The 12,190-nt window shown below is 70.9% G+C and carries 10 protein-coding genes; 5 read left to right on the top strand and 5 right to left on the bottom strand.

The annotated features are described in order from the left end of the window. Positions 1–91: 91 nt before the first annotated feature. Together ICG51_RS06505 and ICG51_RS06500 are read left to right on the top strand one after the other, a co-directional pair. Entirely contained in the window at positions 92–2,425 is a 2,334-nt protein-coding gene (locus ICG51_RS06505) for a S9 family peptidase (RefSeq protein WP_190282168.1), read from the top strand. A gap of 15 nt (positions 2,426–2,440) precedes the next feature. Further along, positions 2,441–4,084 (top strand): FAD-dependent protein, encoded by a 1,644-nt coding sequence (locus ICG51_RS06500; protein WP_190282167.1) that lies wholly within the window; start codon positions 2,441–2,443, stop codon positions 4,082–4,084. Between the two features lie 9 nt (positions 4,085–4,093). On the opposite strand, the gene ICG51_RS06495 is transcribed toward ICG51_RS06500, so the two are convergent. Then, positions 4,094–5,371 carry an acetyl-CoA C-acetyltransferase gene (locus ICG51_RS06495; protein ID WP_190282166.1) on the bottom strand — a complete coding sequence of 426 codons (1,278 nt, stop codon included), beginning with the start codon at positions 5,369–5,371 and terminating at the stop codon, positions 4,094–4,096. 79 nt (positions 5,372–5,450) lie between these two features. Here ICG51_RS06495 and ICG51_RS06490 point away from each other — a divergent pair, with 79 nt between their 5' ends. Next, a complete protein-coding gene (locus ICG51_RS06490) occupies positions 5,451–6,338 on the top strand; it encodes a hypothetical protein (protein ID WP_190282165.1) in 888 nt (295 codons plus the stop codon). A 41-nt stretch (positions 6,339–6,379) separates the two neighbouring features. On the opposite strand, the gene ICG51_RS06485 is transcribed toward ICG51_RS06490, so the two are convergent. The 3 genes from ICG51_RS06485 to ICG51_RS06475 form a co-directional block, all read right to left on the bottom strand. Beyond that, positions 6,380–6,964 (bottom strand): superoxide dismutase family protein, encoded by a 585-nt coding sequence (locus ICG51_RS06485; RefSeq protein ID WP_190282164.1) that lies wholly within the window; start codon positions 6,962–6,964, stop codon positions 6,380–6,382. An 85-nt stretch (positions 6,965–7,049) separates the two neighbouring features. Next, on the bottom strand, positions 7,050–8,459 hold the full coding sequence (gene ntrC, locus ICG51_RS06480; protein WP_190282163.1) for a nitrogen regulation protein NR(I): 1,410 nt from the start codon (positions 8,457–8,459) through the stop codon (positions 7,050–7,052). Continuing rightward, entirely contained in the window at positions 8,452–9,486 is a 1,035-nt protein-coding gene (locus tag ICG51_RS06475; protein ID WP_190282391.1) for an ATP-binding protein, read from the bottom strand. The genes ntrC and ICG51_RS06475 overlap by 8 nt, the downstream gene beginning before the upstream one ends. Before the next feature lie 94 nt (positions 9,487–9,580). Here ICG51_RS06475 and ICG51_RS06470 point away from each other — a divergent pair, with 94 nt between their 5' ends. Together ICG51_RS06470 and ICG51_RS06465 are read left to right on the top strand one after the other, a co-directional pair. Then, on the top strand, positions 9,581–10,759 hold the full coding sequence (locus ICG51_RS06470) for a L,D-transpeptidase (protein ID WP_190282162.1): 1,179 nt from the start codon (positions 9,581–9,583) through the stop codon (positions 10,757–10,759). Beyond that, the gene (locus ICG51_RS06465; RefSeq protein WP_190282161.1) at positions 10,756–11,430 is read left to right on the top strand and encodes a M23 family metallopeptidase; all 675 of its coding nucleotides are present in this window, start codon (positions 10,756–10,758) and stop codon (positions 11,428–11,430) included. Before ICG51_RS06470 ends, ICG51_RS06465 begins: the two co-directional genes overlap by 4 nt. Here ICG51_RS06465 and ICG51_RS06460 read toward each other — a convergent pair whose 3' ends face one another. Next, positions 11,431–12,186: an N-acetylmuramoyl-L-alanine amidase gene (locus ICG51_RS06460; protein WP_190282160.1), complete on the bottom strand. Its 756-nt coding sequence runs from the start codon at positions 12,184–12,186 to the stop codon at positions 11,431–11,433. Positions 12,187–12,190 lie beyond the last annotated feature (4 nt).

The raw sequence follows: 12,190 nt of genomic DNA, 5'->3' as shown, positions 1-12,190 counted from the left end.
GCTGCGGCGGAACCGCTGTCGGGACATCCGGCACAGGCGCGTGGAAAAGCGGCTGCTACGCTGCCCGATTCGTTTCGCCCCGGACCCGTTCATGCGCCTCCTCCCGCTTGCGTTCGCCCTGCTGTCCACCCTGCCCGCCGCGCACGCCGCGGAGCGCGTCAGCCTGACCCAGGCGATGGCCGACCCCGACTGGATCGGTAACCCGGTGGAGCGCGCCTGGTGGAGTTGGGACGGCAAGTCCGCCTACTTCCTGCAGAAGCGGGACGGCGCCAGCATCCGCGACACCTGGCGGGTGGGTATCGAAGGCGGGGCGACTGCCCGGCTGGACGATGCCGCGCGCGCCGACCTCGACGCCGATGGCGCGGTGGTCGATGCCGCGGGCAACCGCAGCGCCTTCATCCGCAATGGCGACGTGTTCGTCCGCGACCTGCGCGGCGGCGCGCTGCAGCAGCTGACCCGCGACAACCAGGCCGCTTCGCGCCTGCAGTGGAGCGGCAGCGGCGCGCTGGTGTGGCGCGCGGGCGAGGCCTGGTATCGCTGGGACGGCCGCGGCGTGGTGCAGGCCGCGGTGGCGAAAGCCGAGGACGCGCCGGGCACGCCGCCCAAGGCCGATGACCTGCGCGATCGCCAGCTGCGCCTGATCGCCACCCTCAACGACGACCGTGCCCGCCGCGACGCCGCGCGCGTGCAGGCCGACGACTGGCGCAAGGCGGATCCGACCCGCGCGCCGGCGCCGGTCTACCTGGGCAAGGGCGTGGAGATCGCCGACACCGCGCTGTCGCCGGATGGCCGCTGGTTGCTGGCAGTCACCCGCGAGAAGGGCGCCGACGGCGGACGCGCCGGCAAGATGCCGATGTACGTCACCGAATCGGGTTACGAGGAGTTCGAGGACGTGCGCACCCGCGTCGGTCGCGGTGATCCAGTGCCGCACAGGCTGTGGCTGGCCGACCTTGCCACCGGCAAGCTGGCCGAGCTGGCGTTCGACCCGCTGCCCGGTATCGCCGTCGACCCGCTGGCGGCAATGCGCAAGGCCGCCGGCAAGCCGGCCCTGCAGGGCAATCGCGCGCTGCAGGTTGGCGATGTGCAGTGGAGCGCCGACGGCCGCAACGCGGCGGTGATGCTGCGCGCCATCGACAACAAGGACCGCTGGATCGCCAGCGTCGAGCTTGACGGCGCGCGCCTGCAACCGCGCCACCGGCTCACCGACCCGGCATGGATCAACTGGGGCTTCAACGAATTCGGCTGGCTGCCGGATGGCCGCACGCTCTGGTATCTCAGCGAGGAAAGCGGGTTCTCGCATCTTTATACGTTCGACGGCGCGCGTCGGCGCCAGCTCACCCAGGGCCGCTGGGAGGCCTCGCAGGTCAGCGTGTCGCGCGATGGCGCCACGTTCCGGTTCCTGTGCAACCGTAGCGCACCCGGCGACTACGAGGTCTGCAAGGTACCCGCCGCCGGCGGCGAGGTGCGCGAGCTGACCGCGCTGGACGGGGTGGAGGATTTCACGCCCTCGCTGGACGAAACCAAACTGCTGGTCCGCCATTCGCTGGCCTACCTGCCGCCGCAACTGTCGGTGGTGGACGCCGGCGGTGGCGAAGCGCGCCGCCTCACCGACACCCGCAGCGCCGACTTCAAGGCGCGCAGCTGGATCCAGCCGCAGATCGTGCAGGTGCCCAGCAAGCACGGCGCCGGCACCATCTGGGGCAAGTACTACGCCCCGGAGAAGATGGAGCCGGGCAAGAAATATCCCATCGTGATGTTCGTGCATGGCGCGGGCTACCTGCAGAACGTGTCGGCGCGCTACCCCAACTACTTCCGCGAGCAGATGTTCCACAACCTGCTGGTGGACCAGGGCTACATCGTGCTCGACCTCGACTACCGCGCCAGCGAGGGCTACGGCCGCGACTGGCGCACCGCGATCTACCGCTGGATGGGCAAGCCGGAACTGGAGGATTACCTCGACGGCCTGGACTGGCTGGTGGAGACCAAGCAGGGCGATCGCGACCGCGCGGGCATCTACGGTGGCAGCTACGGCGGCTTCATGGCCTTCGCCGCGCTGTTCCAGAAGCCGGGCGTGTTCAAGGCCGGCGCCGCGCTGCGCCCGGTCAGCGACTGGTCCCAGTACAACCACGAATACACCAGCAACATCCTCAACACGCCCGAACTCGACCCCGAGGCCTACAAGCGGTCTTCGCCGCTCGAATACGCCGACGGCCTGCAGGACCACCTGCTGATCGCCCACGGCATGATCGACGACAACGTGTTCTTCAAGGATTCGGTGATGCTGGCGCAGCGGCTGATCGAGCTGCGCAAGGACAAGTGGGAGCTGGCGCCGTATCCGCTGGAACGGCATGGCTTCACCCATCCGGACGCGTGGTACGACGAATACCGGCGCATTTACGAACTGTTCGAGCGCACGCTGAAGTAATTCCGGATCTTCCCCATGTTGCGCATCACCGACCTCAAGCTGCCGCTGGACCACGATGAAGCCGCGCTGGCCGCCGCCATCGTGGCGCGGCTGGGCATCGCCCCGCACGAACTGAACGGCTACGCCGTCGCCAAGCGCAGCTACGACGCCCGCCGGCGCGGCGCGATCGTGTTGATCTACGCGATCGACGTGGACACCCCGCGCGCGGCGGAGCTGTTGGCGTGCCTGCGGGATGCGCCGCACCCGTCGGGCAGCAAGGTGCTGCCAACGCCGGACACGACCTACAGGTTCGTCGGCCAGGCACCCGCGCGGCTGCCGCTGCGCCCGCTGGTGATCGGGATGGGGCCGTGTGGCCTGTTTGCCGGGCTGGTGCTGGCGCAGATGGGGTTCCGCCCGATCATCCTGGAACGCGGCAAGGCCGTGCGCGAACGCACCCGGGACACGTGGGGCCTGTGGCGCGGCAAAGTGCTGACGCCGGAATCCAACGTGCAGTTCGGCGAGGGCGGCGCGGGCACGTTCTCCGACGGCAAGCTCTACAGCCAGATCAGCGACAAGCAGCACTACGGCCGCAAGGTGCTCACCGAATTCGTCGCCGCCGGCGCGCCTGAGGAAATCCTCTACGTCAGCAAGCCGCACATCGGCACCTTCCGGCTGGTGTCGATGGTGGAGAAAATGCGCGCCACCATCGAAGCGCTGGGCGGCGAGATCCGCTTCAGCCAGCGCGTCGATGACCTGCTGGTCGAGACCGATGCCGCCGGCACCCGCAACGTGCGCGGCGTGGTCCTGGCCAGCGGCGAAGAGATCCGCGCCGACCACGTGGTGCTGGCGCTGGGACACAGCGCGCGCGACACCTTCGAAATGCTGCACGCGCGCGACGTGTACGTCGAGGCAAAACCATTTTCGATCGGCTTCCGCGTCGAGCATCCGCAGGCGCTGATCGACACCGCGCGCTTCGGCCCGCAGGCCGGGCATCCGCTGCTGGGCGCGGCCGACTACAAGCTGGTCCATCACTGTCGCAACGGCCGCGCGGTGTACAGCTTCTGCATGTGTCCGGGTGGCACCGTGGTGGCCGCCACCAGCGAACCCGGCCGCGTGGTCACCAACGGCATGAGCCAGTACTCGCGCAACGAGCGCAACGCCAACGCGGCGATCGTCTGCAGCATCACGCCCGAGGATTTCGCACCGTACGGTGACGGCCCGCTGGCCGGCATCGCGCTGCAGCGCCATTGGGAGTCGCAGGCGTTCACCTTGGGCGGTGGCGATTACGAGGCGCCGGGGCAACTGGTCGGCGACTTCATCGCCAACCGCGCCTCGCGGGCGTTCGGCCAGGTCTTGCCCTCGTACAAGCCCGGCGTGCGGCTGGGGTCGCTGGACGCAGCGCTGCCGCGCTACGCGATCGAGGCGATCCGCGAAGCGCTGCCAGCCTTCGACAGGCAGATCCGCGGCTTTGCCATGCACGATGCGGTGTTGACCGGCGTGGAGACGCGCACCTCGTCACCCGTGCGGATCACCCGCGGTAAGGATGGGCACAGCCTCAACACGCGCGGCCTGTTCCCGGCCGGCGAAGGCGCGGGCTACGCCGGCGGCATCCTGTCGGCCGGCGTGGACGGGATCAGGACCGCCGAAGCGGTGGCGCGCAGCCTGCTGGCTGCGGCCTGAGACCGCGTTTCAACGCTCCAGGATCGCCACCACGCCCATCCCGCCGGCCGTGCAGATGCTGATCAGGCAGCGGCCGCCGCCGCGCTGCTTCAGCTCCTTGGCGGCGGTGGCGACGATGCGCGCGCCCGTGGCGGCGAACGGATGGCCGGCCGCCAGCGAAGAACCGTTGGGGTTGATCTTCGCGGGATCGATGCGGCCCAGCGGTGCGTCAAGGCCGAGGCGGGTCTTGCAGTACTCCTCGCTCTCCCACGCGCGTAGCGTGCACAGCACCTGTGCGGCGAAGGCTTCGTGGATCTCGTAGAAATCGAAATCCTGCAGTGCCAGTCCGTTGCGCTTGAGCATCTCCGCCACCGCAATCGTCGGCGCCATCAGCAGGCCTTCGCCGTGGACGAAATCCACCGCCGCGACCTGCGCATCGCGCAGGTGGCAGAGCACTTCGTGGCCGTGCTGCGCGGCCCATTCGTCGCTGGCGAGCAGGCAGGCGGAAGCGCCGTCGGTCAGCGGGGTGGAGTTGCCCGCGGTCAGGGTGCCCTTGCCGGACGTCTTGTCGAAGGCGGGCTTGAGCGTGGCCAGCTTCTCGATGCTGCTGTCCGGGCGCAGGATGTTGTCGCGGTTGACCCCACGGAAGCTCACCACCAGGTCATCGAAGAAACCGCGCGCATAGGCGGCGGCCAGCTTGTGGTGGGAGGCGGCGGCCAGCTCGTCCTGCGAATCGCGGGAGATGTTCCACTCTTTCGCCATGTCTTCGCAGTGCGCGCCCATCGACTTGCCGGTGCGCGGCTCGGCCACGCCGGGGAAGTCCGGCTTCAGTTCGGCGAAACGAAAGCCCTTGAACGCGGCCAGCTTGTCCTTGAAGGTCTTGGCCGCTGCGGCCTTGAGCAGGCGCTGGCGCAGCGCCTTGCCGTACACGATCGGCACGTCAGACGTCGTGTCCGAACCGCCGCCGATGCCGGCTTCGATCTGCCCGGTCGCGATCTTGCCGGCGATGTGCACGATCGTGTCCAGCGAGGTGCCGCAGGCGCGCTGCAGGGTGATGCCGGGGGTCAGCGGCGACAGGCCGGAGGACAGCGCGGCCTCGCGGCCGAGGTTCCAGTCGGACGAATGCTTGATCACCGCGCCCATCGCCACTTCGCCCAGCTGCTGCCCGTGCAGGCCGAATTTCTCGACCAGCGCGCCCAGCGTGCGCACCGACATGCCGAGGTTGCCGACGTCGGCATAGGCCGTGTTCTGGCGGCAGAACGGGATGCGGACACCGCCCAGGATGGCGACGGGACGACCGTGTTGCATGGGCTCACCTCGGGTCTGGCCCGCGGACGCGGGCATAATGGGTCGAGTGTAGCGTTGCTCTTCCGAGTCGGGACTCAACATGTCGTTCACTGCGCCAGACCCCGCCGTATTCCGCGGCGTCATCGCCATCGAGCTCCGCGACGGCGGCCTGCCTGAGCGCGCCGCGCTGCCCGCGGATGTCGCCGGGGAGGTGGCCGTGCTGCTGGGCCGAGACCTGGCCAAGCTCACCCCGGACGTGGCCGACTGCGAGCTGGCGCTGATGGCGGCGCATTTCGATCCGGCCGAGGCGCTGCGCCCCGGCTGGCCACTGCACCAGCGCGTCCTCGAGCTGCTGCAGCGCGCGCCGGGGCAGGCACAGGGCGCGCGGGTGATCGGGTTCGGTGCAGACGCGCAGGGCGACGTGCCGCAGCCGCTGCAGTGCGACCCAGCGCTGGCCGGCGGCGGGCTGCGGGTGATGCCATTCGTGCTGCGCGGGCCGGGCCTGGCGGCGGCCGCGGACCAGCTGGAGTCCAAGCTGTTCGACTGCGGGATGGCCCAGGCTGACGCGGCGCTGGCGCTGCAGGACGGGCTGGGTGCGCGGATCGAACACATCCGCTACCTGAGCCTGCACGACCTGCTGGCGATGATGGCGATGCAGTACCAGAACGTTGGCCTGGATGCGCTTTGGTCGCTGCTGGAGCACGCGCTGCTCGGGCCGATGCTGGCGGATAAGGATGCGGAGTTCCTGCTCGACGCGCCGCCGGAACCGCTGGCCCGCTATGGGGACGGCGAGGTGCGGATCGCGATGCTGTCACCGCAGGCCTGGCGTGCGCGCAATGCACCGCAAGAAACCGACAGCGGCAAGCTGGAGCGCGGCTACATCCGCTTCCAGGCGCGCCAGCGCCAGTACGCGGCGGTGCTGGAAGTGCATGGCGTGCCGGTGCAGTTCGTCCACTGCGGCGACGGCAACAGCGACTGCCTGCGCTGAGGCAGGCGCGCCTTTCGGCGCGCGCTGCCGTCATGCCCTGCTCAGGGCGCGGTCACCCGGATCAGTCCGCAGGCCACCCGTGCCCCGGCGTTGCCGGCCGGCTGGCTGCTGTAGTCGTCGGCGTTGGCGTGGACGATGAGCGCGCGGCCGGCGATGTCGTTGGCACTGCCGCCGCCCAGGCTGACCCCGGAGAAGTGGGCGTTGACCCGCGCCACGCCTTGCGAATCCGCCACCAGGTTGTCGCCATCGCCGGCATGGTGCGCGCCGTGCCCGGTGCGGCCATGCGGCTTCGCAGCGGGGTTGAAGTGGCCGCCGGCGCTGCTGGCATCGGCCGCGCTGCAGTCGCCCTTCTCGTGGATATGGAAGCCGTGGCTGCTGTTCGCCTGCAGCCCTCCGATCTCGCCGGTGATGTGCACGCCGTCGCCCATCGGCACCAGCGTCAGCCGGCCGCTGACCAGGCTGCCGGAGGCCGAGGCGAGGTTGGCGATGGCCTGCCTGGCGGTGCTCGCGTTGTGTGCGGTCGCGGCCGGGGCGGCGGGCGGCGCGGCTTCCTGGGGCGTGCTGGCACAGGCGGCCAGCGCTGCGGCGAGGGCGGTGACGAGGGTGACTCGGGGCAAAGGATGCATGGCAGTCTCCGGTTGCGGGAGGGGATTACTGTGTCGGGAGGCGGCTTCAGGCGCGATGAAGATATTGCAGGAAGCCGGTCGGGCGTCATCGCCGCTTGCGGGACGGGCCCAGCTTGCGGGTGACGGTGTTGCGCGACAGCCCCAGCAGGGCGGCGGCGTCGCTGCGGTGGCCGTTGCAGCGCTCCAGCGCGGTGTCCAGCAGGGTGCGGTCCAGCAGGTCGCGCGCCTGCGCGTGCAGCGCTGGCGTGCCGGCATCCAGCTGTGCGCGTGCCCAGTCGGCCAGCAGCAGGGTCCAGTCCGCCGGCGCTGCCGCGGTGCCGCCACTGGCGGGCAGTGCCAGCGCCAGGTCGGCCGCGCCGATGGTTTCGCCGGGGGCCAGCGCGGCCAGCCGCCAGCACACGTTCTCCAGCTCGCGCACGTTGCCAGGCCAGGCGTGCGTGCGTAGCCGTTCCAGCGCCGCTGCGGACAGCTTCTTCGGTGGCAGCTGCAGCTTGCGCGCGGCGTGTGCGAGGAAGCGCGCGGCCAATTGCGGGATGTCCTCGCGGCGCTGGCGCAGCGGCGGCAGTTGCAGCCGCACCACGTCGAGACGGTGCAGCAGGTCGGCACGGAAGCGGCCCTGTTCCACCAGCGTTTCCAGCGGCTGGTGGGTGGCGGCGATCACGCGCACGTCGACGCGGATCAGCTCGCGGCCGCCGACCCGGAAGAACTCACCCTCGGCCAGCACCCGCAGCAGCCGCGTCTGCAGCGCCGCCGGCATGTCGCCGATCTCGTCGAGGAACAGGGTGCCGCCGTCGGCCTGCTCGAAGCGGCCGATGTGGCGCCTGGAAGCGCCGGTGAACGCGCCTGCCTCATGGCCGAACAGCTCCGATTCCAGCAGTTCGGCCGGGATCGCGGCGGTGTTCAGCGCCACGAACGGGCGCGCTGCGCGCGGCGATTCGCGATGCAGCGCGCGCGCCACCAGCTCCTTGCCGGTGCCGGTTTCGCCGGTGATCAGGACCGACAGCGGCACCTGCGCCAGCCTGCCGATGGCGCGGAACAGCGCGCGCATGGCGGGTGCCTGACCGACCAGCGCCTGCGTCGGTTCGGGGACCGCCGCAGGCGGCAGGGCGGCGCGCTCGATCGCCTGTTCCGGCAGCGCGCGCCGCACCAGCGCCACCGCTTCGTCCATGTCGAAGGGCTTGGACAGGAATTCCTGCGCGCCCCCGCGGAATGCGCCGGCGGTGCTGGCGACATCGGTATGCGCCGACATCACGATCACCGGCAGGCGCGGGTGGCTGGCCTTGAGCTTGTCGAGCAGGGTCAGCCCGCTGTCGCCGGGCATGCGCACGTCGGTCAGCAGCAGGTCCGGCACGCGCCCACTGGCCAGCGCATCCAGCACTTCGGCGGCATCGGCGAAGGCGGTGACCCGGAACCCCGCCTCGCCCAGCGCCGCGGCCAGCACGAAGCGGACCGAGCGATCGTCGTCGACGACCCAGACCTGCGCCGCATCAGCCATCGGTCTGCTCCGGTTCGGCCGCCAGCGGCAGCAGCAGGGTGAACACGGTATGGCCGGGGCGCGAACGCCAGGTCAGCGCGCCGCGGTGTTCGCGCGCCACCTGCTGGGCCAATGCCAGCCCCAGCCCGGTGCCATCGGCGCGGCCGCTGACCAGCGGCAGCAGCAGGTGTTCGGCCAGTTCCGGGGGCACCCCGCGGCCGTCGTCGACCACCTCCAGCCGCAGCGCGAGTGGCAGCAGCGCTTCGCCCAGGCGCGCGCCGTGCTCGACGCGCGTGCGCAGGGTGACCGTGCCGGCCCCGGCCTCGATGGCGTTGCGCACCAGGTTCCAGATCGCCTGCGAGAGGCGGTCGGCGTCGCCGGCGAATTCCGGCAGCGACGGATCGTAGTCGCGTTGCAGCTGCACCGCCCAGCCGGCGTCGCTTTCAGCCAGCCGCAGCACGCGCTCCAGCACGGCGTGGATGTTGACCTCGGTGAACGCCTGCGGCGGGGCCGGGTTGAGCAGGCCGTCCACCAGCGCGGCCAGCCGCTGCACCTCGCTTTCGATGATGCCGGTGAGTTCGCGTGCGTCGGCATCCACCCGCCGGGCCAGCAGCTGCGCCGCGCCCTTGATGCCCAGCAGCGGGTTGCGCAGCTCGTGCGCGAGGCCTTTCAGCGAGGCGGCCAGCGCCGACGGCAGCAGTTGCGCGGGATCATCGCCGGGGAATTCGTCGACCGGATGCGCCTCCAGCCACAGGCCGTCGTCGGCCGGGGTCAGCCACAGGTCGGCGAAGCGCAGGGTGTCGCTGCCCGGCAGGGCCAGCCCGACCCGGCGCAGCCGTGCTGGCGCGTCCTGCGGCCGGGCCAACCGGGTGGCCAGCTGGTTGCCCTCGCGTTCCAGCGCGGCGGCATGCAGGCCGATCAGCCGGCGCCGGCTGACCCCCAACCAGCGGGCGGTTGCCGCATTGGCGAACGTCACCGCGCCCCGCGCATCCAGCTGCAGCAGCGGCGTGGACAGGGCGTCGAGCACGGGATCGGCGGGGTCATGCACGGGCATTGCACTAATTTAGTGCAATTGGGCCGGCTTCACATGTCCGCCAACCGGCTGCCTGCACGATCGGTACAGGTTCCGTCCGGAGAGTCCCATGCACCTGTTGCGTCCTGTCACCCCGGTGCTGCTGGCTGTGCTGTCGGCCTGCAGCGCACAGTCAACCGCCGAGGAGGCGGCGCGCGAGGCCAAGGAGGGTACAGCACCCCCCGCTGTGCAAGCCGCCGCCGCAGCGCCTGTATCCCCACCGGCGGCGGTTCCTGCGAACGCCGCTGTCGCGGCCGTCCCGCTGGTCGAGGCGGCGCCGGTGCTGGGTCCGCAGCCCGTCCGGGCCTGGGGCACCGGTCCGGACGCGGCGCAGGCCGCCGAGCCCGCCAGCCCGCCAGCGCCGGTGGCCGCCGCCGGCCAGGATGCCAACGATCCGGCGATCCTCACCGGCAAGTCCGGCGTGCTGCGCGCACAGGTGTTGTTGCTGCGTGCGCATTACTCCAGCGGCGAGATCGACGCCCTGGCGGGCAGGAACCTGGCCAAGGCGGTGCGCGGTTTCCAGAAGGCGCATGGGATCGAGCCCTCCGGCAAGCTGGATGCCGCGACCTGGGCGCTGCTCAACAAGGACGCGGCCCCGGTGCTGGTCGAGTACACGCTGACCGCCGGGGACGTCGCCGGTCCGTACGCGCCCACGCCCGAACAACCGGCAGACAAGGCGAAGATGGCGCGGCTGGTCTATGAGGACATCGGCGAAATGCTGGGTGAGCGTTTCAACAGCAAGCCGGCGCTGATCCGCGCGCTCAACCCGGAAGCGGAGATGGTGGCCGGCACCAGGCTGGTGGTTCCGTACACCCGCCCGGCCGAACAGCTGCCGAAGGCGGCGAGCCTGGTCGTGGACAAGTCGGACGGTGTGCTGCAGCTGCTGGACGCCGACGACCGGGTATACGCGCAGTTCCCGGCTTCGACCGGTTCAAGCCGTTTTCCATTGCCGATCGGCGACTGGAAGATCACCACGGTGGTGCGCGACCCCGACTACCGCTATGACCCGGACCTGCTCGTCAACCAGCCCAAGGGTGCCAAGCCCGCCATGTTGCCGCCAGGCCCCAACGGGCCGGTGGGGCTGGTGTGGATGGGGATCGACAAGAAGCACTACGGCATCCACGGTACACCGGAGCCCGCCGACATCAGCCGCGAACAGTCCAGCGGCTGCGTGCGGCTGACCAACTTCGCCGCGCAGGCCGTGGCGAGCGCGGTGGCGGTCGGCACCCCGGTCCACTTCCGCGAATGAACGCCGTGCGCGCCGCGCGTCGCACCCGCCGGCAGCTGCGGGCACTGATGTTCCTCGCGTTCGCGCTCGGGAGCATCGGCGTCGCCTGTCGCCGGGAAGCGCCGCCGCCGCCCGTGGCCGGGCCTGGCCCCGTGGCAGAGGTGGCCTCCACGCCTGCCAGTGCTGCGATCGATCCGCCGCGGGCAGCGACCACCGTCCCGCTGGCGTCGCCGGGCGAGGCGTCAACGTCGGGGCCTGCCGACGGCCTGCTGGTGCCCGTGCAGGGCGTCAGCGCGGAGCAGCTGCACGACACCTTCACCGATGCGCGCGGCAGCGGCGGCATGCACGACGCCATCGACATCATGGCGCCGGCCGGAACTCCGGTGATCGCGGTGGCCGACGGCACCGTGGAAAAACTGTTCGAAAGCCGCCGTGGCGGCACGACGCTGTACCAGTTCAACCCGGAGCGCACGCATGCCTACTATTACGCGCACCTGCAGGGCTATGCGCCCGGGATCGCCGAACGGCAGCTGCTGCGGCGCGGGCAGGTGATCGGTTACGTCGGCAGCACCGGCAACGCGAATCCGCAGGCTCCCCACCTGCATTTCGCCGTGTTCGCGCTGGGTCCCGAGCGGCGCTGGTGGGAGGGCGTCGCGCTCAATCCCTATCCGCTGCTGCGCCCCCGGGGCTGATCACTGCCCCAGTCGGAGCGCGGACAGTGCGTACAGGATGCGCAGGTCCTGCGCATCGAATGCCGCCGCCGGATCGTCGCCGTCGTCTCGGCCGCGGTAGTGGCGGTGGAAGGCGCGCACCGCGGCGGCACGGTCCTCCAGCGGGTAGCCGATCGCCGCCATCGCCAGCCACGGGTCGAAGCCGGCAGGCGGATCGACCAGTTCACCCTGCGGCCACAGCCCGTAACCGGCGTCGGCCAGGCGCTGCCACGGGAACAGCGCGCCGGGGTCGCGTTTGCGCGTGGGGGCGAGGTCGGCATGGGCGATCACCTGCGTCTTCGGGATCGACAGCCGGCTGGTGAGATCGTCCAGCAGTCGCAGCAGGGTGGCCACCTGCGCTTCGGTGAACGGTTCGCCCACCTCGTTGTCGATCTCGATCCCGATCGACGTGGAATTGAGGTCGGTCAGCGTGCCCCAGCGGCCGCCGCCGGCGTGCCAGGCGCGCTCGCTGTCGGCCACCAGCTGATAGAGCCGGCCGTCGTCGCCGATGAGGTAGTGCGAACTGACCGGTCCGTGGCGGTTGGCGGTGCGCAGGGTGTCCAGGCTCTGCTGTGCGGAAGCCTGCTCGGTGGCGTGGATGACGATCACCACCGGCCGGCGCTGGTCGAGGTTGGGCGATGGCACCCATTCGGCCAGCGGGTTGCGGGAAGGCGCCTCGACGTGCGCGCAGGAAGCGGCCAGCAGGCAGGCCGGGAGCAAGAGCAGGAATCGGCGCATGCCC

The organism is Thermomonas sp. XSG, assembly GCF_014678725.1.
Lineage (GTDB): Bacteria > Pseudomonadota > Gammaproteobacteria > Xanthomonadales > Xanthomonadaceae > Thermomonas.
Note: the sequence above shows the minus strand (reverse complement) of the source record. Positions and strands in the feature narration are given on the sequence as shown.

Bases quoted from the DNA above. Each gene is read 5' to 3' on its own strand.
- ICG51_RS06470 (WP_190282162.1), top strand. From the start codon at position 9,581: ATGCACCTGTTGCGTCCTGTCACCCCGGTGCTGCTGGCTGTGCTGTCG.
- ICG51_RS06485 (WP_190282164.1), bottom strand. From the start codon at position 6,964: ATGCATCCTTTGCCCCGAGTCACCCTCGTCACCGCCCTCGCCGCAGCG.
- ICG51_RS06490 (WP_190282165.1), top strand. From the start codon at position 5,451: ATGTCGTTCACTGCGCCAGACCCCGCCGTATTCCGCGGCGTCATCGCC.
- ICG51_RS06460 (WP_190282160.1), bottom strand. From the start codon at position 12,186: ATGCGCCGATTCCTGCTCTTGCTCCCGGCCTGCCTGCTGGCCGCTTCC.
- ICG51_RS06495 (WP_190282166.1), bottom strand. From the start codon at position 5,371: ATGCAACACGGTCGTCCCGTCGCCATCCTGGGCGGTGTCCGCATCCCG.
- ntrC (WP_190282163.1), bottom strand. From the start codon at position 8,459: ATGGCTGATGCGGCGCAGGTCTGGGTCGTCGACGACGATCGCTCGGTC.
- ICG51_RS06505 (WP_190282168.1), top strand. From the start codon at position 92: ATGCGCCTCCTCCCGCTTGCGTTCGCCCTGCTGTCCACCCTGCCCGCC.
- ICG51_RS06465 (WP_190282161.1), top strand. From the start codon at position 10,756: ATGAACGCCGTGCGCGCCGCGCGTCGCACCCGCCGGCAGCTGCGGGCA.
- ICG51_RS06500 (WP_190282167.1), top strand. From the start codon at position 2,441: ATGTTGCGCATCACCGACCTCAAGCTGCCGCTGGACCACGATGAAGCC.